Origin of the sequence: Streptosporangium sp. NPDC023963 (assembly GCF_040639135.1) — a bacterium.
In the GTDB taxonomy this organism is placed as follows: Bacteria; Actinomycetota; Actinomycetes; order Streptosporangiales; family Streptosporangiaceae; genus Streptosporangium.
Genome location: NZ_JBEZZK010000015.1, coordinates 204655 through 227089, shown reverse-complemented (window position 1 = coordinate 227089; position 22435 = coordinate 204655). Strand labels below are relative to the sequence as shown.

The window sequence follows — 22435 nt, the reverse complement described above, 5'->3', positions numbered from 1 at the left end:
CCGGGGGGCGGTTTCGCTACGGTACTCCGGACTGGACAATATTTGCTTAACTCACATCGGGGGCGAAGTGGGCATCGTGGTCGTCCGGCGTCCCGAGCGGCGTCCACCTCCGGCGGCGCCGCGCGGCGAGATCCTCCTGGAGTCGCCACCCGAGATCCCGGAGACCACCTCGGCGGGGTTCACACAGGTGCTCATGTACCTGCCGATGGTGGCCGGCGGCGCCGCGATGGGGCTGATGTTCGCCGGGGGCGGCGGCGGGAACCCGATCATGTACGTGGCCAGCGGCATGTTCGCGCTCTCCATGGTCGGCATGACCATCGGCCAGATGGGCCGGGCGGGCGGGGAGCGCAAGCAGCGGCTCAACGGCCTGCGCCGCGACTACTTCCGCTACCTGTCCCAGACCCGCGCCAAGGTCAGGCGCGCGGCGGCCAGGCAGCGCGAGGCGCTCAACTGGAACGGCCCCGACCCCGACATCCTCTGGACGATCGCGCTGAGCGCCCGCCTGTGGGAGCGGCGGCCCTCGGACGCCGACTTCGGCGCCGTCCGGGTGGGCACCGGCTCCCAGCGCCTGGCCGTCCAGCTCATACCGCCGGAGTCCAAGCCGGTCGAGGACCTGGACGCCATGGCCGCCGGGGCGCTGCGCCGCTTCGTCCGCGCCCACTCGACGGTGGCGGACCTGCCCATCGCCATCTCCCTGCACTCCTTCGCCAGGGTCAGGCCCACCGGCCCGGAGGCGGCCGTCCGCGACATGGTCAGGGCGCTCGTCGGCCAGCTGGCGGTCTTCCACTCGCCGGACGAGCTCAGGATCGCGGTGTGCGCGTCCAAGGAGTGGATGGCCCACTGGGAGTGGATCAAGTGGCTCCCGCACGCCCTGCACCCGCACGAGGCCGACGCCGCGGGACCCGTCCGCCTCATGACCGACGACCTGGGCGAGCTCGACCGGCTGCTGGGCGCCGACTTCAAGAACCGGGCCCGGTTCAAGCCGGGCGTCTCCGCCGAGGCGCTCCCGTACCACATCGTGATCATCGACGGCGGGCACGTCCCGCAGGACTCCCCGCTGGGCGCCGACGCGATCGAGGGGGTCACCCTCATCGACCTCGACGGGACCACCACCCCGGCGGGCGAGAAGACCATGCTCAGGCTGCGCCTCACCGACGACCTGTTCAGCCGGGTCACCACCGACCAGGCGGGCAAGGAGGTCGTCACGCCGCTCGGCAGGCCCGACCGGTTCTCGTACCTGCAGGCCGACGGGCTCGCCAGGCGGCTGGCCCCGCTGCGCGGCTCCCCGGCCGGAGCCGGGGGCGGTGACGCGCTCGCCGCCGACACCACGCTGGCCGAGCTGCTGGGGCTCGGCGACGCCGCGGGGCTGGACCCGGCGCTGCTCTGGCGTCCCAGGGCGCCGCGCAACCGGCTGCGGGTGCCGATCGGCGTCGGGACCGACGGACGCCCGGTCGAGCTGGACATCAAGGAGTCGGCTCAGGGCGGCATGGGCCCGCACGGCCTGGTCATCGGCGCCACCGGCTCCGGCAAGAGCGAGCTGCTGCGCACGCTGGTGCTCGGCCTCGCCGTCGCGCACTCGTCGGAGGTCCTGAACTTCGTGCTCGTCGACTTCAAGGGCGGCGCGACCTTCCTGGGCATGGACTCCCTGCCGCACGTCTCGGCCGTCATCACCAACCTCGCCGACGAGCTGCCGCTGGTCGACCGCATGCACGCCGCCCTGCACGGCGAGATGGTACGGCGCCAGGAGCTGCTCCGCGCCGCCGGGAACTACGCCTCGCTGCGCGACTACGAGCAGGCCAGGGAGCAGGGGGCCGACCTGCGCCCGATGCCCACCCTCTTCGTGGTGCTGGACGAGTTCAGCGAGCTGCTGTCGGCCAAGCCCGAGTTCATCGAGCTCTTCGTGATGATCGGCCGTCTCGGCAGGTCCCTGGGGGTGCACCTGCTGCTGGCCTCGCAGCGGCTGGAGGAGGGCAGGCTGCGCGGCCTGGACACCCACCTGTCGTACCGGATCGGCCTGCGGACCTTCTCGGCGATGGAGAGCCGGGTGGTGCTCGGCGTGACCGACGCCTACGAGCTGCCCTCGGCGCCGGGCAACGCCTTCCTGAAGTTCGACACCACCGGGATGGTCCGCTTCAAGGCCGCGTACGTCTCCGGGCCCTACACCCCCGAGCGGCGGGTCGTGCGGCGCGAGCGGGCCGAGGGGCGGCAGATCGTCCCGTACGGTCCCGCCTACATCGCGCCTCCCGTCCAGGCGGAGCCCGAGGAGGAACCGGAGGCCGTCAGCGCGGGGCGCGACACGCTGCTCGACGTCGTGGTCCGCAGGCTGGGCGGGCAGGGCCCGCCCGCGCACCGGATCTGGCTGCCGCCGCTGGCCGAGCCGCCCTCGCTGGACCAGCTCCTGCCGCCCCTGTCCGTCACCCCGCAGCACGGGCTGACGACCGCGCACTGGCAGGGACGCGGGGGGCTGCACGCGCTGCTCGGCGTCGTCGACCGTCCCTTCGAGCAGCGGCGCGACCCGTACTGGCTCGACCTGTCGGGCGCCGCCGGGCACCTGGCCGTGGCCGGCGGCCCGCAGAGCGGCAAGAGCACCGTGCTGCGCACACTGATCGCCGGTCTCGCCCTCACCCACACCCCCGCCGAGGTGCAGTTCTACTGCCTGGACTTCGGCGGCGGCGCCCTCGCCTCGCTGGAGGGCCTGCCGCACGTCGGCGGGGTGGCCAACCGGCTGGACACCGACCGGGTCCGCCGTACCGTCGCCGAGGTCACCACGCTGCTCGCGCGGCGAGAGCGCGAGTTCGCCGAGCTGGGCATCGACTCGATCTCCACCTACCGGCGCCAGATCGCCGCGGGGACCGTGGACCCCGGCGGCTTCGGGGACGTCTTCCTCGTGGTCGACGGCTGGCTCACGGTCCGCCAGGAGTTCGAGTCGCTGGAGCCCACGATCACCGAGCTGGCCGCCCGCGGCCTCAGCTACGGCATCCACGTGGTCGCGGCGACCAACAAGTGGTCGGAGTTCCGGCCGTCCATCCGCGACCTGTTCGGCTCCCGGGTGGAGCTGAGGCTGGGCGACGCCTACGAGTCCGAGGTGAACCGCAGGACCGCGATGGCGGTTCCCGAGGGCGTGCCGGGGCGCGGCCTGACCCGCGACGGCCTGCATTTCCTGAGCGCCCTGCCTCGCGTCGACGGCGGCGACCAGAGCGACGACCTGCCCGTCGCCACCCGGGCGATGGTCGAGTCCGTCGCCACCGCCTGGCAGGGCCCGCCAGCCCCCAGGGTGCGGCTGCTGCCCGCCGTCCTCGCGCCGGAGAGCCTGCCGGGCCCCGAGGAGACCGGCGCGCGCATCCCGCTGGGCATCGACGAGAGCACCCTCTCGCCGGTGCTCGCCGACTTCGACGCCGACCCCCACCTGGTCGTCTTCGGCGACAACGAGAGCGGCAAGTCCAACCTGCTGCGCCTGGTGGCCGAGGGCGTCGTGGCCCGCCACGAGCCGTCGCAGGCCCGCCTCGTCGTCATCGACTACCGCCGCTCGCTGCTGGACGCCGCCTACACCGAGCACCGCATCGGGTACGCGGCCTCCTCGACCGCCGCCACCGAGTTCATCGGCGAGATCAGGGAGTCACTGATCAAGCGGCTCCCCCCGGCGAACCTCTCGCCCGAGGAGCTGCGGTCGCGCGGCTGGTGGAAGGGGGCGGACATCTACATCGTGGTCGACGACTACGACGTGGTGGCCTCGGGCGCCAACCCGCTCGGCCCGCTGCTCGATCTGCTGCCCCAGGCCCGCGACATCGGCCTGCACCTGGTGCTGGCCCGCGCGATGGGCGGCGCGGGACGGGCGATGTTCGACCCGGTGCTCCAGCGGCTCAAGGACATGGCCACCCCGGCCGTCATGATGTCGGGCCACAAGGACGAGGGCGTGCTGTTCGGGGTGCGCCCGCACGCGCTGCCGCCGGGCCGCGCCTATCTCTCCGACCGGAGGAACGGCGTGCGCCTCGTCCAGACCGCGTTCGTCGCCCAACCCGACCCCGAGAAGTGAACGGCAATCGACGATAAAGGGTGTTTTTTCGCAACAAAAGATGACTAGCATCACTCTCTAAACGTGTGTCACGTTCAGGGGGATCTCTTGGCATACTCTCCGGAGCCGACGGACGTCAGTCCGAGCGACCTGAAAAAACGCAAGGAAGACTTTCACGCCGAGAGCGACGAGCTCGGCAGGGCCTTCACCAAGGCCATGAACGACCTCGAGGCCCTCGGCAACTTCTGGGGCAACGACGAGGCCGGCCAGAAGTTCGCGGGCACCTCGCACGGCAAGGGCTACTTCGCCGCCACGGGCGAGGCCAAAAGCCACGTCCAGGGCATCAGGGACGGTTACCGCAAGATCGGCGACAACCTGGGCCTGGCCGGCGACAACGTCACCGGGGCCAACTGGGCCACGGTCGAGGGGATGATCAAGGCGGTCGTCGGCCCCGAGATCGACGTCACCAACAAGGCCGAGCTCAAATGAGCGGCCTGGGAGCGTTCATCAAGGCCAACCCCGTCAAGACCGCGATGGGGGCCGGCTCCATCGGCGGCGCCGCGTTCGTCACGTCCATGCTCGGCGTGAGCTGGCCGGAGGGCGACCCGGACAAGTTGCGCGCGGCGGCGGACATCTGGGAGGGCCTGGCCGACACCATCGAACGCACCGGCAACGACGCGAACGGCGTCGCCGAGCAGGTCTGGAAGAACAACGGCGGCGCGTCCGTGCAGGAGTTCAGAGCGCTGTGGACGGGCAAGTTCTTTCCCTACCCCGGTGAGGTCGCCAAATTCTGCCGGGCGATCGCCCAGGCCTGCCGCGACTACGCCCACGCCGTGGAGGTCACCCGGTACGTGCTGATCGTGCTCGCGATCCAGGCCTGGGTGAACATGGTCTTCACGGTGGCCTGGGGCTGGGGCACCGCGGGCATCGGGGCGGCCGTGCAGAAGCAGATCATGGACAGGTTCTTCAAGGGCCGCGCGATCCTGCAGATGAAGCTCTTCAAGATCAGCGTCGAGAAGATCATCTATAACTCGTTCTACTACCTGGGCGACAGCCTGGGCTACGCGGGCGGCCAGCAGGCGCTCCAGTGGACCATCTTCAAGGCCGCGGGGGTCGAGAAGGATCTCACCGGCAACGACGTCACCGGCGCGGGCGAGAACTTCAAGCAGTTCGCCCGGGGCTTCGCCAGCAACATGGCCTTCAACGGCGCCTACGACCTGACCAAGCTCAACTCTGTGAGCGCGCCTTTGAGCAAGCTCGGCTCTTCGCTCAACATACCGACCTCCAACCAGGCGGTGAACAACCTGCTGTCCCGGCTGGTCGGTTCGGGGATGTACACCGTGACGGACAACACGCTCCAGGGGAATCCCGGTATGCCCAGCTGGGATCAGTGGATCTCCAAGCTCATCGTGCACGGCTCCCGCACGGCCAAGCCGCCCGCCTGAGCGCGAGGCTCCGTGCGGCCGGGCCACCTGCTTCGAACGCGGGGCGCCGGCGCCGTCAGGTCGCCTGCTTCGAGCGCGGGGCTCTCGTACGGCCGGGAGTCACCTGCCTTGAGCGGGGCCGCCGTTTCCGGCGCCTCCAGACGGCCGGCTCCCTGGACGTCCGGCCCTGGACGTCCGGCCCCGGGCCTTCGCCCGGGGCCGGACACCGTGCTCGGGGTCAATCCCCGAAGGGGTCTTCCAGGAGCGAGTTCAGCAGCGCGCCGGCCTGCTCGGTGGCGTCACCGACGGCCTCGCCCGAGGCCGCCAGGATTGCCTCCGCGAGAGCTTCGGAGCCCAGGCGGAGGGCACGCGGGTCGATGTGGAGGGCCGCCAGCGCGCCGCTGGCCAGCACCTCCACCGACACTTGGCCGCCGGCCGCCTCGCCGCGCCCCCTGGCCTCGGCCAGGCTCTGGCCGACCTCCTCCATCCGGGTCGTCTGCCCCTCGATCATCGCGAGAAGCCGGTCCGTCTCCGGATCACCGGTCGGTGAGTACGGCCCGCCGGACATACCGGGCACGCTCTCCCGCTCGCCGCGCATCACTTGCAGCTCCCCCAGTCGAGAGCGGAGGAGCCGGAGGGGCTGCCGCCGTTGAGGCGCACGCACTTGCCCTGGGCCGGCAGGACGACCGGGCCCGCGTAGTACTCGTAACTGCCGCGGTCGCTCTTGGCCGGGCCGCCCATGACCTCAAGGGTGACCCAGAGCGGGGAGGCGATGCCCACGTCCATGCTCTTCAGGGTGACCACGCAGGTGTTCTTCGTGACGCTGTTGAAGAGCTGGTAGACGGTCCCGCCCTTGAACGGGGCCTGCCGCTGCACCGAGTAGTTCAGCCCGCAGACCTTCTCCGGGGTGTAGGGGTTGGTGCGCTGTACCGGCGGCGGGGACGACGGTCGCACGGCCGGGGGTGTGGGCGTGGGCGAGGTGGGCCGCACCGTCGGCTTGCTCGTCTGCGAGGGCTTCGCCGTCTGTGAGGGCCTCGCCGTCTGTGAGGGCTTGGCGGTTTGTGAGGGCTTCGCCGTCTGTGAGGGCCTGGCGGACTGCGAGGGCTTGACGGACGGTCTGGCCGGCGCCGGAGTCGGCGTCGGGGTGGGAGTCAGGCCGGGAGTTCCCTGGGGCAGGGCCGGCGTCGGGGTGGGAGTCGGCCCCGGAGTGCCCGGCGGGGCCGGGGTGGGGGTCGGGCTCGGGACCGGGGTCGGCGTCCCGGTCGGAGGCTGCTCCGGCTCGACGGTCAGGGACGGGGTCGGCGTCGGCGTCGGCTGGACCGCCGACGTGGACGACGCCGCGGCGGAGGGCACCCCGGCCGTGGGCGTCGGCACCGCGGGCACGGTCGGAGCCGTGGTGAGCGGCGCCGTCGGCACCGGCACCGGAGGATCGGTGTACGCGCCGATGGTCGGGACCTGGGGCAGGGCGGTGGGGGCGTCGCTGGGCAGCCGCAGCGGCCCCACCTCCGCGACCTGGGGGTCGGGCGTCGTCCCCCAGGGCACGGTCACCTTGCCCGCGGGGTCGTCACCGGTGTTCTGCACCGGGTCCTGCCCCTGCGGCTCGTCCCGTGACTGGTCCGCCAGCCCGAGCGACACCTCGGGCATCGCGCCGTCGGCGGAGGCCCGCTCCAGCTCGCTCAGGGCGGTGTACCGCCCGGCGGCCCACAGCCCCAGGCCGGAGAGCAGGACGATCACGCCGACGCAGGCGGCCAGCGCCATCGAGAAGTTGCCCGTCCTCGGACGGTTCCCGGCGGCGTTCGCGGGCGCCGGGGCCGGAGCACCGGGAGCGGGGGACGCGCCCCGGGGAAGCTGCGGAGCTCCCCAGACCGACGTCGCGGGCTCCGCCTGCCGCGGCACGGCCGCGCCGGGAATGTCGCCGGGGATGTTCTCGTCCGGCGGGGAGCCGTCCCCGCGCGTGGCCCCCGTGACGTCCGCACCCGGCCGCGCCTCCACGCCGCCACCCGCGCCGATGTCCGTTCCGGTACCCGAGACGGTGCCGGAGACGAGGCCGGGGAGAGGGAGGAGCGCGGGATCGGCGGCGGCGCCGGGGAGGGGAGCCGGCGCGTCCGGCGCCTCGGGCTCACCGAGCAGGCGCAGCATGGCGGCCTTGGCGTCCGGGCGCTCCTGCGATCGCTTGTCCAGGCAGGCGACGAGGACGGGCCGGAGCTCCGCGGGCAGGCCGGTCAGGTCCGCGGGGCCCTCCAGGACCCTCTCCGGCCGGCCGCCGAAGGGCGGCCGCCCGGTCGCGGCGTAGACGACCGTGGCCGCCCAGGCGAAGAGGTCCGCGGGCCTGCTCGCCTCCGGCGCCGAGGGAGTGGAGGAGGCGGTCTCCTCGCGGATGTGCTCGGGAGCGCGGTAGTCCGGCTCCCGCTCGCCCGCGACGGGGTCGAGCCCGATGTCGAAGACGCGGGGACCGTCCGGGCCGAGCAGTACGGTGTCCGGGGTGAGCGACCCGTGGGCGAGGCCGGACAGGTGGAGGGCGGTCAGCGCGGTGAGCGTGCCGACGGCGAACCGCTCCAGCGCGTCACCCGTGAGCGGCCCGTCCCCGGCCACCGCCTGCCGCAGCGTGGGTCCCTCGACGTGCTCGCGGACCACGTACGGACGGTCGTCGAACCAGCCGACCTCCAGCAGCCTGGCGGTGTGCGCCCCGGAGGCGCGCTTGGCGGCGTGCAGCTCGTTCGTGATCCGCTCCCGCACCCGGGGGTCGGGGGCCTCCGGCTCGGCGGCCAGGAGGCGGATGACGCGGATGGTGTCGTCGTCGGGAAGATGTCCCAGGTAGACGGCGTGTTCCGGATCCGGGTCGAGCCGGCCGACCAGGATGTACACACCGATGCGCTTGGGATCTTCAGGCAGTAATGGGTGCAAATACCCCATTGCATTCCTTCCAGCACAGCTGTCAATAAAGCCGCTTTAAGCTAATCGAGCACCATCCAACCAAATTTGACGCACTAGATCGTGTTTTTAATACGTTTGTCATGTTTGGTTCTCAGCGGAGCCGGGTCGCCAGCCCCTCCGGCGCCCCATCGGGACGGCGATGCCCGCCACGGTGACCAGGACGCCCACGGCGAGCGCTCCCAGCGCGACCCAGAGCGAGATCGAGATGGCCCGGGAATCCTCGGGGGGCTGCGGCCGCACCGCGTTCCCCGGCAGCGGGGCCGCCTGGCGCGGCGCGAGCGCCACCTGCTCGGACGGCAGGATCGCCGAGACCGCCAGCAACGGGTTGACCATTCCCGCCCCGGTACCCGCCCCCGCGCCGCCGTTGGCGGTCAGCTCGACGCGCCGCCGTACCCGCACGTTGTCCAGCCCCGGGTGGCGGGCGCGGACCAGCGCGACCACCCCGGCCACGTACGGGGCGGCGAAGCTGGTGCCCTCCAGGTTCTCCCGGTAGGCCCGCCCGGCCCAGGTGCTCGTGACGCCCCGGCCGGGGGCCAGGACGGAGACGGGGGTGACGGCGTTGGAGGAGTCGGCCCTCGCCCCGTCGGGACCGGCGGCCCCGACCGAGAGGACCCCCTCGTAGGCGGCCGGGTAGGCGGGCCCGGGGGTGCCGTCCTCCTTCTGCACGTTGCCGGCCGCGGCCACCACGACCGCGTCCATGGCGAGGGCGTAGGTGACCGCGTTGCGCAGGTCGGCATGGTCACGCGCCTCGACCGACACGTTGATCACGTCGGCGCCCAGCTCGGCGGCCCGCACGATGGCCAGGGCCAGCCGGCCCACGTCGCCGGTGCCGTCCGAGGTCTGCTTGATGGAGATCAGCTTCGCCTGCGGCGCGACCCCGGTGAAGGGCACCCCCTTCATCTCGGCCGCCGCGATGATGCCCGCCACCGCCGTACCGTGGCCGAGGCAGTCGCGGGCCCCGGTGGCGGTCAGGTCGATCGACCGGGTCCTTCTCAGCTGGGGGTGCGTGGTGTCCACCCCGCTGTCGACGACCGCGACGGTCACCCCGGCCCCCTTGGTCAGCTCCCACACCTCGGGGAGGCTGAGCCGCCGCTGGGCCCAGGACTCCCCGATGCTGGTCGTGCCGCGCCCGGGATTGCACCTGACCGGCGCGGCGGCCGTGCCCGCCGTGCCCGGTGTGCCCGGTGTGCCCGCCTTCACCGTCGGGGCGGCCCCCGGCCCCGTCCCTGCCCGCGCCTCCACCCCGGCCACGGCCGGCGGTGCCGCGACCGCCGCCAGCACCAGCACCGTGACGAGCATCCGACCGATCACGAAACGCCCCCAGAACGACCCAGAACGAACGGCCCCGAGCGAAACGGCCCCCACGCCGAGACGCCTCCGGAACGAGAAGACTCCAGAAACGGGTGAATACCGGGCAGCACCCTACTCAGCTTGATCGCGTGCCGTCACGGCGCGGCGGGATTCTCCCGGCCGGAGGCGCGACCCGGCGGTCATAAGCTTGCGTGGGCGGGCGAGCCGGCCGGGCGCCGGCGGGTCCCGCCCACGTCCCGACGCGAACCGACGCGAACCGATGCGAGACCAGGAGCAGGCTTGAGCCAGTACCCATGGGGCGAGGCGACCGCGACCGGCATCGGGTCGCATCCGGGGGAGGACCACGCGGAGGCGGTCAGGGTCGCCTTCGGCGAGTCGCCCGCGCTGCCGTACCTGCCCGAGCTGCCCTCCCGCGGCGTCGGCGCCGACATGATCGGGCGCACCGCGTCACTCCTGCTGGAGCTGCCCGTCGAGGTGCAGCCGTCGGGCTGGCGGTTCGCCGACAGGCCGGGCCGCGACTTCAAGCGCGCCCGCGACCATCTCGTACGCGACCTCGACGGGCTGGAGGAGGTGGCCCAGGGGTACGAGGGGCCGTTCAAGATCCAGGTGTGCGGGCCGTGGACGCTGGCGGGGGCGATCGAGCTCCGGTACGGCGACAAGACGCTCGCCGATCCGGGCGCGGTGCGCGACCTGGTGGACTCCCTGACCGAGGGGCTCGCCGCGCACGTCGCCGACGTGCGCCGCAGGGTGCCCGGCGCCTCGCAGATCGTGGTCCAGATCGACGAGCCGGGGCTGCCCGGCGTCCTCATGGGCACGGTGCCGACCGCCTCGGGCTTCGGGCGGCTCGCCGCCGTCGACCGCCAGATCGTCGCCGACCGGCTCGCGGCGGTGCTCCCCGCGGGAACGTTCACGGTCGTGCACTGCTGCGCCCCCGGCGTGCCCTTCGGGGTGCTGCGCACGGCGGGCGTGGGGGGCGTCTCGCTGGACGCCCACCTCATGAGGAGGCGCGACGAGGACGCGATCGGCGAGGCCGTCGAGGCCGGTACCGCCCTGTTCCTCGGGGTCGTGCCGGGTGTGGACGCCAGGCTCCCGGACGTCGACGTGGTCGCCGAGCCCGCCGTCGGGCTCTGGAACCGCCTCGGCTTCCCCGCCTCGACCCTGGCCTCGCAGGTCGTGCTCACCCCCGCCTGCGGCCTGGCCGGGGCCTCGCCCGCCTACGCCAGGGCGGCCCTGGCCGCCTGCCGCAAGGCCGCCCGCGTGCTGCAGGACGACCCCGGCGAGTGATCCGCACGGCTCCCGCGCCGCTCGCGACCGCGCCCGGCGGGTGCCGTACGGGAGCGGCGAGGGCTTGTCCAACTCGGGGCAATGGCGGGATCGCGTTGTCGGTGCTCGAAGATACGTTTGTCCTGGGCGACGACGATGGGAGAGACGGGCGATGGGCGCTGAGGTCGAGGGTGTGCCGGTGGCGGCGCTGGAGCGGCACGCGGAGCTGACCGAGCTGGTCGAGGAGGCCAACTGGCGTTACCACGTGCTCGACTCGCCCACCGTGAGCGACGCCCAGTACGACGGGTGGATGCGCGAGCTGCGCGAGCTGGAGGAGGAGAGCCCGACCCTCCGCACGCCCGACTCGCCCACCCAGAAGATCGGCGCGCCGATCTCCAGCGAGTTCACCCCGGTCAAGCACCTGCAGCGGATGGAGAGCCTCGACAACGCCTTCAACGCCGACGACCTCGCCTCCTGGCAGGCGAGGGCCGAGCGGCTGGCCGAGCGCGACCCCGCGCCCTACCTGTGCGAGCTGAAGATCGACGGCCTGGCGATCGCGCTGCTCTACGAGAAGGGCCGCCTGACCAGGGGAGCGACCAGGGGCGACGGCCGCGTCGGCGACGACGTGACGGCCAACGTCCGCACGATCGCCAACATCCCGCACCGCCTGACCGGCGACGACGTGCCCGACGTGGTGGAGGTCAGGGGCGAGGTCTACATCCCCGTCGAGGAGTTCGAGAAGCTCAACGAGCAGCTGGTCGAGGCGGGCAAGGCTCCGTTCGCCAACCCGCGCAACTCCGCCGCGGGCTCCCTGCGGCAGAAGGACCCGCGCGTCACCGCGCAGCGGCCGCTGTACATGATCGTTCACGGGATCGGCAGGTGGGAGGGCGCCACCGCGCCCCGCGCCCAGTCGGAGGTCTACGAGCGGCTGAAGGGGTTCGGCCTGCCGGTCAGCGATCTCTACAAGGTCGTCGACGACCTCGACGGCATCAACGCCTTCATCGAGTTCTACCGCGAGCACCGCCACGACCCGGCCTACGAGATCGACGGTGTCGTGGTCAAGGTCGACCGCATCGAGCTGCAGAACAACCTGGGCTCCACCAGCCGGGCCCCGCGCTGGGCGATCGCCTACAAATACCCGCCGGAGGAGGTCAACACCAAGCTCCACGACATCCAGGTCGCGGTGGGCCGCACCGGCCGGGTCACGCCGTACGGCGTCATGGAGCCGATCGTCGTGGCGGGCTCGACGGTCGAGCGGGCCACCCTGCACAACGCCTCGGAGGTGGCGCGCAAGGGCGTGCTGATCGGCGACACCGTGGTGCTGCGCAAGGCGGGCGACGTCATCCCCGAGATCGTCGGCCCGGTCGCCGACCTGCGCGACGGCACCGAGCGCGAGTTCGTGATGCCGCGGCGCTGCCCGGAGTGCGACACCGAGCTGGCGTACGAGAAGGAGGGCGACGCCGACCTGCGCTGCCCCAACACCCGGGCGTGCCCCGCCCAGCTCCGCGAGCGCATCTTCTTCGCGGCCGGGCGCAGGGCGTTCGACATCGAGGGGCTGGGTTACGTGGCGGCCACCGCGCTGACCCAGCCGCTGCCGCCGCAGGAGCCGCCGGTCCGCACCGAGGCGGACCTGTTCGACCTGACGATGGAGCAGCTGCTGCCGATCAGGTCGGTGGTCCGCGACCCCGACACCGGCCTGCCGAAGACCGATCCGGAGAGCGGCGAGCGGAAGGTCGTCACCTTCTTCGCCAACCAGAGCGGCGAGCCGAGCAAGAACGCCGAGAAGATGCTGGAGCAGCTGGAGAAGGCGAAGGATCAGCCGGTCTGGCGGGTGCTCGTCGCGCTCTCGATCCGGCACGTCGGCCCCCCGACGGCCCAGGCGATCGCCGACGAGTTCCGCTCGATCCCCGCGATCGCGAAGGCCTCGGAGGAGGAGCTCGCCGCCGTCGAGGGCGTCGGCCCGAGGGTGGCCGCGGCGATCCACGACTGGTTCACGGTCGACTGGCATCGGGAGATCGTCGACCGCTGGGCGGCCGCCGGGGTCCGGATGGTCGACGATCCCCCGGCCGACCAGCTCCCGCAGACCCTGGCCGGCCTGACCTTCGTGGTGACCGGCACGCTCGCCGACTTCACCCGCGACGAGGCGGGCGAGGCCCTCGCCGGCCGGGGCGGCAAGGTCGCGGCGTCGGTGTCGAAGAAGACCTCCTTCGTGGTGGTGGGGGAGAACGCCGGTTCCAAGTTCGACAAGGCGGTCAAGCTCGGCGTGCCGATCCTCGACGAGGACGGCCTGCGGATTCTGCTGGTCGAGGGGCCCGAGGCGGCGTCGAAGGTGACGGTGAGACCCGAGGAGTAGGGGCCGTCCCGCCGGTGTCTCGCAGTGCTGTGTCTTAAAAACGTGCGAATTGCTCGTGACGGAACGTGCGCAATCGGTTTCGCGAAGTGGCCCGCAGGCCGTACTCTCCCATAATGAACTAATGGGGGTTTTGTTACTCATGGCCGACCCAACCGACACTCGCGACACCGGACCGCGACCGGGAACGCCCCTGTGGGCCTACCTCGCCGCCGTCATCACGATCGGGTTCATCGCCCTCGTCGTGTCCCTGCTGCGCATAGACGTGGCCGAGGCCGCGGAGCTCGTCCGCAGCCCGCTGTTCTGGATGCTCGCGGCCCTGGTCGTGCTGGGCGAGCTACGGCCGGTGGTCCTGTCGTCGTCGATGACGGTGGGCGGCACCTACCCGTCGACCATGTTCACCTTCGCCGCGCTGCTCCACTACGGCCTGCCGGTCGCCGTGCTGCTGCAGGCGGTCGCCATGGTCGTCAACGGGGCCGTCACCCGCAAGGCGAGCCATCGGGTCATGTTCAACATCGCGCAGGTGACGCTGGCCTGCACCGCGGCCGGGCTGGTGCTCGGGCTGTTCGGCGACCGGTCCGTCACGGGGGCCTCCTGGGTGCCGGACGGCTCGGACCTGCTGGCGATCGGGCTGGCCGGGCTCACCTACTTCGTGGTCCGGGCCCTGCTGGTCTCCGGCGCGGTGGCGCTGCACGAGCGCAGGTCGATCCACCGGGTGATCAAGACCACGATCGGCCACCAGAGCCTCGTCTACGCCGGGCTGCTCGGCCTGGCCCCGCTCGTCGTGGTGGTGATGAACCACTCGCCGGCCCTGGTGCCGCTGTTCCTGGCGCCGATGCTGGCGGTCTACTTCACCGCCACCATGTCGGTCCGCCGCGACCACCAGGCGATGCACGACGTGCTGACCGGGCTGCCCAACCGCAAGATGCTCGTGCTCAGCACGGAGGAGGCGCTCGCCGAGGCGCGGGACGGTGAGCGGGTCGGCCTGTTCCTGCTCGACCTCGACCGGTTCAAGGAGATCAACGACACCCTCGGGCACCCGGTCGGCGACCGGCTCCTGCAACTGGTCGCGCACCGGCTCACCCACAGCGTCCGTCCCGGCGACGTGGTGGCCAGGCTCGGCGGCGACGAGTTCGCCGTCCTGCTGCCCTCGGTCCGGGACGCCGCGGCGGCCAGGGAGGTGGCGGCGCGCCTGCGGGTGGCGATCACCGAGCCGGTCCGGCTGGAGGGCATGAGCTTCGACCTGGACGCCTCGTTCGGCATCGCGATCTACCCCGACCACGCGCCCGACTTCGAGATGCTCCTGCAGCGCTCGGACGTGGCGATGTACCTCGCGAAGGAGGGCAGGACCGGGGTCGAGATCTACGCCGCCGACAAGGACCGGAACAGTCCCGAGCGGATCAACCTCCTCGGCGACCTGCGCAGGGCCATCGACCGCTCCGAGCTGCGGCTGCACTACCAGCCCAAGCTCGACCTGGCCGGAGGGCAGGTGCGGGGGGTGGAGGCGCTGCTGCGGTGGCGCCACCCGGAGCGGGGAATGATCTCCCCCGGCGAGTTCGTGCCGATGGCCGAGCAGTCGTACCTGATGCGCCACCTCACCGGATACGTCATCGACGCCGCGCTGGAGCAGGCCGCCCACTGGTGGCACACCGGCCTGCACGAGCAGATCTCCGTCAACGTCTCGGCCCGCGACCTTCTCGACTGCGCCCTCTCCGACCAGCTGGGAGAGGGGCTGGCGCGCTACCGGCTGCCGCCCAAGGCGATCCAGCTGGAGGTCACCGAGCGCATCCTGATGACCGACCAGGCCTACACCGACGCCGCCGTCCGGGCCCTGACCGCGCTGGGGGTGCCGCTCGCGCTGGACGACTTCGGCACCGGCTACTCCTCGCTGGTCCGCCTGCAGCGCCTTCCGGTCGCCGAGGTCAAGATCGACTCCTCGTTCGTCCGTCGCATGGGCGAGTCCAAGGACGACGAGCGGATCGTCCGCTCCATCGTCGACCTGGTCCGCTCCCTCGGCCTGCGCTCGGTCGCCGAGGGCGTCGAGTCGGCGGAGGTGGCCGAACGCCTGGCCGACATGGGCTGCGACCTCGGCCAGGGCTGGCTGTTCGCCGAGCCCATGTCCGCCGCCGACGCGACCGTGTGGTTGCGCAAACACCGGGCCCTCGCCACGCACGACCTGGGCTTCCTGCGCCGCACCGAGATCCTCGACCCTCAGCGGGCTTAGCCCTGCCCCGGGTTCCGGCCGCCCGGCGTCGGAGACGTCCACGTCCTCGGACGGCCCGCGCGGGTAGCCGAGGGATTGATCCGCCCGCGACCGTCGCGGTCCTTGTCGGCGGCATGGATCGCGGCGCCGGCTAGTTCCATGCCCGGATGAGATCGTCGGGGCCGTACGTGGCGGTGAGGCCGGAGCAGGAGACCCCGCCGCGCGATACCGCGACGAGCGGGACCAGCTCGTCCGTCAGGGCCGCCCTGTGTCTGGCCAGCGCGGCGAGGTCGCGGTCGTCGAACGAGGCGTTCTCCAGCCACTTGATCGACCCCAGGAAGCACAGCCGCCGGGCGATCGGCCCCCTGTCCGCGCCCACGATGTCGATCTCCACGTCGTTGCTCCTGGTCCAGTAGGAGCCGATCGCGGGCGCCGCCGGCAACCTGTCGTCGGGGAGCAGCCGGGCCAGCGATTCGCGGACGAGGGGTTCCACGGCCCGGCCCCGCCAGGTGCTCCATTGCGCGGCGACCCGCCGCATGGTCAGGTCACCCCTGCGGCGCTCGATCTCGGGCATGTGCGGCCGGATGAAGTGGAGCCAGAAACGCAGGTAGGCGTCGGTCACGCGGTATCGGCGTTCCTTGGAGGGGCGGGTGGACAGCGGCAGCTCACCGGTCACGATCCCTTTGGAGGTTAGAAGCTCGGCCGCCCTGGAAAGGGTGCTGTGCGAGATCCCGCCCGCGCTTCTGGCGATGTTGGTGAACGTGCGCTCGCCGCTGCCGATGGCCCGTAGCACCTCGCTCGCCTGGGCGCCGGAGGGGAACTCGGCCGCGAGGGAGCGTTCGGCGGACACCAGGAGGGCCGAGACCGGGTTCGTCAGCGCGGCGTGCAGGTATTCCCAGAGTGACGCCCCGCGAGACCACTCCCCGCAGACGAGCGGGAGCCCGCCGGTGACGAGGGCCGCGTCGAACGCGTCGGCGGCCGTGAGGCGGAGCATCCGCTGGATCTCATGAGGGTTGAGCGGTCCGACGATCATTTCGGTACCGCGCTGGTGGAAGGGTCGCTCGTAGCTGTTCAGCGCCTCCATCATGGACAGGTCGGATCCGATGAGGATCAGCAGAACGGGCTTGCGGCTGAGGAACCGGTCCCAGGCGCGCTGGAGCAGTCCCTCGAAGGCGTCGACGCGGTCCATGAGATAGGGGACCTCGTCGATCACGACGATGGACGGGCTGTCATCGGGAAGCGCGTCCGCCAGCAGCTGCAGCGCGCCGTTCCAGGTGCCGGGCGCCGCCTCGGAGAACGCGTCCCGGCCCGGCAGGTCCGACATCGCGACATCGGCCGTGAACTGGTGGAGCTCGCTCCGGGCGTCCGCCCGCGCCGAGGTGTAGAAGAGCGATGGCAGGCCGCTGCGGCCGATGAACTCCTCGGCCAGGGCCGATTTGCCGATTCGCCTGCGTCCCCGGATCAGCACGCACTGCCCGGGACGTCCGGTCGTCGCCTCCGCCCGGACGCGGTCGAGCAGGGAACCGAGGGCCGTCAGCTCGTGCTCCCTGCCGATGAACTCGCCCACGCGCGCCCCAATACTTCCACTGGCGATACTACTGCTGGAGATACTATCGCCAGCGATAGTATCTCCAGTGAACATAGGAGCGTACTTCTAAGAAGTACGCTCCTATGCGCTCGGCGGTCGCAGTGAAGTCCTCGATCTCCTTCAGGCTCCGGGGTCGGGAAGGTCCGGAGCCGCTTCCTCCGGGTCCGGAGGGCCGGGGGCGATCCGATCGCCGGGAGTGAGAGATCTTCGCTTGGTTGCGGCAGTGTTAATGAGTCGGGACCCTCAGGTCGCGAGCCATAGGATGACAGTGTCCAATTGCCATTCCACGAAACGGGTTCAACGACTCATGTCCGCCATAACCCGCGACGAGGTCGCTCACCTCGCCCGGCTGTCCCGGCTGGCGCTGGCCGACGAGGAGCTCGACCACTTCGCCGCCCAGCTCGATGTGATCATCGGTGCGGTCGCCCGCGTCGCCGAGGTGGCGGCCGACGACATCCCGCCGTCCTCGCACGCGCTCCCGCTCACCAACGTCTACCGCCCCGACGAGGTACGGCCCAGTCTGACGCCGGAGGAGGCGCTGTCGGGCGCCCCCGCGGTCGAGGACGGCCGCTTCCGCGTCCCGCGCATCCTCGGGGAGGAAGCATGAGCCTCATCCGCAAGTCCGCCGCGGACCTGGGCGCGCTGATCGCGAGCGGCGAGGTCTCCGCCGTCGAGGTCGCCCAGGCCCATCTCGACCGGATGGCCGCCGTCGAGCCCAAGGTCAACGCCTTCCTGCACGTCGACGCCGAGACGACCCTGGAGCAGGCGCGCGCCGTCGACGCCCGCAGGGCCGCCGGCGAGGAGCTCGGCCCGCTGGCCGGGGTGCCGATCGCGCACAAGGACGTCTTCACCACCAGGGACATGCCGACCACGGCCGGATCGAAGATCCTCGAAGGGTGGAAGCCGCCGTACGACGCGACCGTGACCCGCCGCCTGCGCGAGTCCGGGCTGGTGATCCTCGGCAAGACCAACCTCGACGAGTTCGCGATGGGCTCCTCCACCGAGAACTCGGCGTACGGCCCCACCCACAACCCGTGGGACCTGTCGCGCATCCCCGGCGGCTCCTCCGGCGGCTCCTCGGCCGCGGTCGCCGCGTACGAGGCCCCGCTGTCCACCGGCACCGACACCGGCGGCTCGATCCGCCAGCCCGCCGCGGTCACCGGCATCGTGGGCATGAAGCCGACCTACGGCGGCTCGTCCCGCTACGGCCTGATCGCCTTCGCCAGCTCGCTCGACACCCCCGGGCCCTTCGCCCGCAACGTGCTCGACGCGGCGCTGCTGCACGAGGCGTTCTCCGGGCACGACGTCATGGACTCCACCTCCGTCGACGCCCCGGTGCCCTCGGTCGTCGAGGCGGCCCGCAACGGCGACGTGGCGGGGCTGCGCATCGGCGTGGTCAAGGAGTTCGGCGGCGACGGCTACCAGGCGGGCGTGCTCGCGCGCTTCCACGAGACCGTGGAGCTGCTGGAGTCGCTGGGCGCGAAGGTCTTCGAGGTCTCCTGCCCGTCGTTCACCACCGCCCTCCCGGCGTACTACCTCATCGCCCCCTCGGAGTGCTCCTCCAACCTGGCCCGCTTCGACGCCATGCGCTACGGCCTGCGCGTCGGCGACGACGGCACCCGCAGCGCCGAGGAGGTCATGGCGCTGACCCGGGCGCAGGGCTTTGGCCCCGAGGTCAAGCGCCGCATCATCCTGGGCACGTACGCGCTGTCCAGCGGTTACTACGACGCCTACTACGGGCAGGCGCAGAAGGTCCGCACGCTCATCGCGCGCGACTTCGAGGCCGCCTTCCAGCAGGTGGACGTGCTCATCTCGCCGACGACGCCCACCACGGCGTTCCCGATCGGCGAGCGCGCCGACGACCCCATGGCGATGTACCTGGCCGACCTGTGCACCATCCCGAGCAACCTGGCGGGCAACGCGGCCATCTCCGTGCCGTGCGGCCTGGCCGACGAGGACGGCCTGCCGGTCGGTCTGCAGATCATGGCCCCGGTGCTCGGCGACGACCGCTGCTACCGGGTCGGCGCCGCGGTCGAGAAGGCCCTCGAGAGCCGGTGGGGCGGCGCTCTGCTGTCCAGAGCCCCGGAGCTGTAGGGCTTTTCCGGGATCGTGGGGCGAGGGCGAGGGGGCGACAGGTGACAGGGAGTACGGCGGCATGATCACTCGGATCGAGATCGACGGGTTCAAGTCCTTCTTGAGCTTCGATCTCGATGTGCCGCCCTTCCTCGCGCTGGTCGGCCCCAACGCGAGCGGCAAGTCGAACCTCTTCGACGCCGTGGGGTTCGTGGCGGCCGAGATCGAAGGTTCCGGCGGGCTGCTCGGGGCGGCCCGCGGGCTGCCGGGCGAGCAGTTCCACCGGGTCGCCCACGGCTCGGCGGTGCCGGGGTTCGTCGTCTCGGTGGAGGCGCTCGTCACCCCGGAGCCCGGCTCCGTGGTGCCGATCAGGTTCGACGTGGGCGCGGAGATGGTGCTGAAGATCCCCAGATCCAGCGGTGCCGTCGTCAGCCATGTCGCCCAGCGGATCCCCGAGGAACTGCTGGAGCTCATGGTCGAGGACCCCGACCCGGAGGGCACGCCCCGCCGTACGGTCCAGTCGTGGCGCCGCTACTCGCCGTCGCCGGCGGCGATGCGCCGCCGCTGTCCCTCGGCGAACCGGGGGCCGCTCGTGGCCGACGGCTCGAACCTGGCCGCGGTGCTCGGGCGGATGGCCGGTACGGAGGCGCTGGCCGACCTCGCGGCCGACCTCGCGGGGGTGGTCCCCGACGTCGTCGGGCTGGTGCCGCGCGTCGAGCGCGGCGAGTGCTCCTTCGACCTGCTCCTCGACGGCCAGGGGACGGTCCCGGCGGCGCTGCTGTCCGACGGCACCCTGCGGATCCTCGGCCTGCTCGCCGCCCTGCACGACCCCGACCATCCGGGCACGCTGCTGGTGGAGGAGATCGAGAACGGCGTCCATCCGGCCCGTCTCGGCGAGCTGCTCCGGCGGGTGCGCCGCCGGATCACCGCGCCGGGGGGTCCCGAGCCGCTGCGGCAGCTGATCCTCACCAGCCAGTCCCCGATCGTCGTCGCGGAGGTCTACCGGACCGAGCCGGACGCGCTGACGTTCCTCGACACCGCGGTCCGCGTCGACCCCGACAACGACCGGGTGTCGCGGGTGACCGTGGCCAAGCCGATCCAGCCGGACGGCGAGCCGGGCACGTTCGTCTCGCCCCGGCAGGTCCGCAAATACCTGGGCGCGGCGGCATGAGCAGCCGCCCGCTGGTTCCGGGACTCATCGCGGAGGGGGAGGCCGACGAGGGCTTCCTCGGCATCGTGATCTCCAGGCAGCTGCGCGAGCTCACCTGGATGTCGCCGTACGCCGTCGACGTCGAGGCGACGGAGGTCGTCTCCTGCGACCGGGAGCACATGGTCACCGCGCTGCAGGAGCTCGCGGCCGACTGCCACCTGCTCTTCACGCACGACGACGAGCGGGAGCGCCGCCGCAGGGACGGCGTCCGCTACCACTCGCACTACCTGGTGCCGGTGATCGGGCTGGGAGAGACGGAGGGCTGGCTGCTCGCCGACCCCGCCGCGTGGGCGAAACTGGAGGGCAGCGACCTCAGCAGGCTGCCCGCGCGGCCCCGCGACGTCGAGCGGATCTCCGACCCCGCAGGGGTGCTGGCCACGACCGTCCCCCGGCGCGGCAAGCCGGCCCGCGACTACTTCGAGTACATAGGACGCAACATCGATCTCGCCGTTCTGGCCCAGGTGCCCGCCTACGCGAACTGGGTGGCCGAGACGAGGAACGCGTTGAAGGGACTCGGTTATCTATGACGTTTTCTATGGAGCAGGAAGTGGTGAACGACAATGAGCGCTGAGACGTTGATGCCGTACGACGAGGCGCTGGAGCGCTTCGAGCCGGTGCTGGGCCTGGAGACGCACGTCGAGCTGGGCACGGCGTCGAAGATGTTCTGCGGCTGCCCGACCACGTTCGGCGCCCCGCCGAACACGCACGTCTGCCCGGTCTGCCTGGCGCTGCCCGGCTCGCTGCCGACGGCGAACGCCGCCGCGATCGAGGCGACCATCCGCATCGGCCTGGCGCTCAACTGCTCCATCGCCGAGTGGTGCCGCTTCGCCCGGAAGAACTACTTCTATCCGGACATGCCGAAGAACTACCAGATCAGCCAGTACGACGAGCCGCTCTGCTTCGACGGCTACCTCGACGTCGAGGTCGACGGCAAGACCGTCAGGATCGAGATCGAGCGCGTCCACCTGGAGGAGGACACCGGCAAGTCCACCCACGTGGGCGGCGCGACCGGCCGCATCCACGGCGCCGACTACTCGATCGTCGACTACAACCGGGCGGGCATCCCGCTGGTGGAGATCGTCACCAAGCCGATCCCGGGGACCGACAGGCTCGCCCCCGAGGTCGCCCGCGCGTACGGCATCGAGCTGCGCGAGCTGGTGCGCGGCCTCGGCGTCTCGGACGTGCGCATGGAGGAGGGTTCCATGCGCTTCGACGTGAACGTCTCCCTCATGCCGCGCGGCTCCTCGGAGTGGGGCACCCGCACCGAGACCAAGAACGTCAACTCGCTGCGCAGCGTCGAGCGCTCGGTGCGGGGTGAGATCGAGCGCCAGGCGGCGATCCTGGCCGGCGGCGGCCGGATCATCCAGGAGACCCGCCACTTCCACGAGAACACCGGCACCACCACCTCGGGACGGTCCAAGGAGGAGGCGCAGGACTACCGCTACTTCCCCGAGCCCGACCTGGTGCCGATCGCCCCCGACCCGGCGTGGGTCGCCGAGCTCAAGGCCGCCCTGCCCGAGCTGCCGGGCACGCGGCGCAAGCGGCTCCAGCAGGAGTGGGGCGTGTCCGACCTGGACATGGCGGCCATGCACAACGCCGACGCCATCTCCCTGGTCGAGGCGACGGTCGCCGCGGGCGCCCCGCCCGCGGACGCCCGCAAGTGGTGGATGGGCGAGCTGGCCCGCCGCGCCAACGAGGCGGGGCTCCCGCTGAGCGCGCTGAGCATCACCCCCGACCAGATCGCCAGGGTGTGCGCGATGGTCGCCGGGGGAGCGCTGAACGACAAGCTGGCCCGCCAGGTGCTGGAGGGCGTGCTGAACGGCGAGGGCTCCCCCGACGAGGTGGTGGCCGCCCGCGGCCTGCAGATCGTCAACGACGAGGGCGAGCTGATGGAGATCATCGACCAGGTCCTGGCGGGCAACGCCGACGCGGCCGACAAGGTCCGCAACGGCAAGGTCGCCGCCGTCGGCGCCCTGGTCGGCGGCGTCATGAAGGCCAGCAGGGGCAAGGCCGACGCGGGCCGCGCCCGCGAGCTCATCCTGGAGCGCCTCGGCGTCTCCGGGTAGT

Annotated in this window: 15 protein-coding genes; 11 read left to right on the top strand and 4 right to left on the bottom strand. The window is 71.9% G+C overall.

Translation table 11 applies throughout. The features are described from left to right. Window positions 1-67: 67 nt before the first annotated feature. The 3 genes from eccCa to AB0F88_RS34285 all read left to right on the top strand — a co-directional run bounded on the left by eccCa (window position 68) and on the right by AB0F88_RS34285 (window position 5457). On the top strand, window positions 68-4033 hold the full coding sequence (gene eccCa / locus AB0F88_RS34295; RefSeq protein WP_362693840.1) for a type VII secretion protein EccCa: 3966 nt from the start codon (window positions 68-70) through the stop codon (window positions 4031-4033). A gap of 87 nt (window positions 4034-4120) precedes the next feature. Beyond that, window positions 4121-4501 carry a hypothetical protein gene (locus tag AB0F88_RS34290; RefSeq protein WP_362693837.1) on the top strand — a complete coding sequence of 127 codons (381 nt, stop codon included), beginning with the start codon at window positions 4121-4123 and terminating at the stop codon, window positions 4499-4501. After that, the gene (locus tag AB0F88_RS34285) at window positions 4498-5457 is read left to right on the top strand and encodes a hypothetical protein (protein ID WP_362693834.1); all 960 of its coding nucleotides are present in this window, start codon (window positions 4498-4500) and stop codon (window positions 5455-5457) included. Before AB0F88_RS34290 ends, AB0F88_RS34285 begins: the two co-directional genes overlap by 4 nt. A gap of 217 nt (window positions 5458-5674) precedes the next feature. Here AB0F88_RS34285 and AB0F88_RS34280 read toward each other — a convergent pair whose 3' ends face one another. The 3 genes from AB0F88_RS34280 to AB0F88_RS34270 all read right to left on the bottom strand — a co-directional run bounded on the left by AB0F88_RS34280 (window position 5675) and on the right by AB0F88_RS34270 (window position 9681). After that, window positions 5675-6034: a YbaB/EbfC family nucleoid-associated protein gene (locus AB0F88_RS34280; protein WP_362693831.1), complete on the bottom strand. Its 360-nt coding sequence runs from the start codon at window positions 6032-6034 to the stop codon at window positions 5675-5677. Next, entirely contained in the window at window positions 6034-8349 is a 2316-nt protein-coding gene (locus tag AB0F88_RS34275) for a serine/threonine protein kinase (RefSeq protein WP_362693828.1), read from the bottom strand. The genes AB0F88_RS34280 and AB0F88_RS34275 overlap by 1 nt, the downstream gene beginning before the upstream one ends. A gap of 99 nt (window positions 8350-8448) precedes the next feature. Then, complete coding sequence (locus AB0F88_RS34270; protein WP_362693825.1) at window positions 8449-9681, bottom strand: S8 family serine peptidase; 1233 nt, start codon at window positions 9679-9681, stop codon at window positions 8449-8451. Between the two features lie 279 nt (window positions 9682-9960). On the opposite strand from AB0F88_RS34270, the gene AB0F88_RS34265 reads away from it, so the two are divergent. The 3 genes from AB0F88_RS34265 (at window position 9961) to AB0F88_RS34255 (ending at window position 15518) form a co-directional block, all read left to right on the top strand. Beyond that, on the top strand, window positions 9961-10965 hold the full coding sequence (locus AB0F88_RS34265; protein WP_362693822.1) for a methionine synthase: 1005 nt from the start codon (window positions 9961-9963) through the stop codon (window positions 10963-10965). A gap of 151 nt (window positions 10966-11116) precedes the next feature. Continuing rightward, complete coding sequence (gene ligA, locus AB0F88_RS34260; RefSeq protein ID WP_362693819.1) at window positions 11117-13297, top strand: NAD-dependent DNA ligase LigA; 2181 nt, start codon at window positions 11117-11119, stop codon at window positions 13295-13297. Between the two features lie 139 nt (window positions 13298-13436). Then, on the top strand, window positions 13437-15518 hold the full coding sequence (locus tag AB0F88_RS34255) for an EAL domain-containing protein (protein ID WP_362693816.1): 2082 nt from the start codon (window positions 13437-13439) through the stop codon (window positions 15516-15518). A gap of 130 nt (window positions 15519-15648) precedes the next feature. On the opposite strand, the gene AB0F88_RS34250 is transcribed toward AB0F88_RS34255, so the two are convergent. Next, entirely contained in the window at window positions 15649-17064 is a 1416-nt protein-coding gene (locus tag AB0F88_RS34250) for a DUF234 domain-containing protein (protein ID WP_362693813.1), read from the bottom strand. Window positions 17065-17392: 328 nt separating this feature from the next. On the opposite strand from AB0F88_RS34250, the gene gatC reads away from it, so the two are divergent. The 5 genes from gatC to gatB all read left to right on the top strand — a co-directional run bounded on the left by gatC (window position 17393) and on the right by gatB (window position 22434). Next, window positions 17393-17692: an Asp-tRNA(Asn)/Glu-tRNA(Gln) amidotransferase subunit GatC gene (gene gatC / locus AB0F88_RS34245; RefSeq protein ID WP_329085297.1), complete on the top strand. Its 300-nt coding sequence runs from the start codon at window positions 17393-17395 to the stop codon at window positions 17690-17692. Further along, a complete protein-coding gene (gatA, locus tag AB0F88_RS34240; RefSeq protein ID WP_362693810.1) occupies window positions 17689-19179 on the top strand; it encodes an Asp-tRNA(Asn)/Glu-tRNA(Gln) amidotransferase subunit GatA in 1491 nt (496 codons plus the stop codon). Before gatC ends, gatA begins: the two co-directional genes overlap by 4 nt. Window positions 19180-19240: 61 nt before the next feature. Next, the gene (locus AB0F88_RS34235; protein ID WP_362693807.1) at window positions 19241-20329 is read left to right on the top strand and encodes an AAA family ATPase; all 1089 of its coding nucleotides are present in this window, start codon (window positions 19241-19243) and stop codon (window positions 20327-20329) included. Then, window positions 20326-20895, top strand: a complete 570-nt coding sequence (locus tag AB0F88_RS34230) for a hypothetical protein (protein ID WP_362693804.1) — start codon at window positions 20326-20328, stop codon at window positions 20893-20895. The genes AB0F88_RS34235 and AB0F88_RS34230 overlap by 4 nt, the downstream gene beginning before the upstream one ends. Window positions 20896-20928: 33 nt before the next feature. Continuing rightward, on the top strand, window positions 20929-22434 hold the full coding sequence (gatB, locus tag AB0F88_RS34225; protein WP_362693801.1) for an Asp-tRNA(Asn)/Glu-tRNA(Gln) amidotransferase subunit GatB: 1506 nt from the start codon (window positions 20929-20931) through the stop codon (window positions 22432-22434). Window position 22435: the final 1 nt, after the last annotated feature.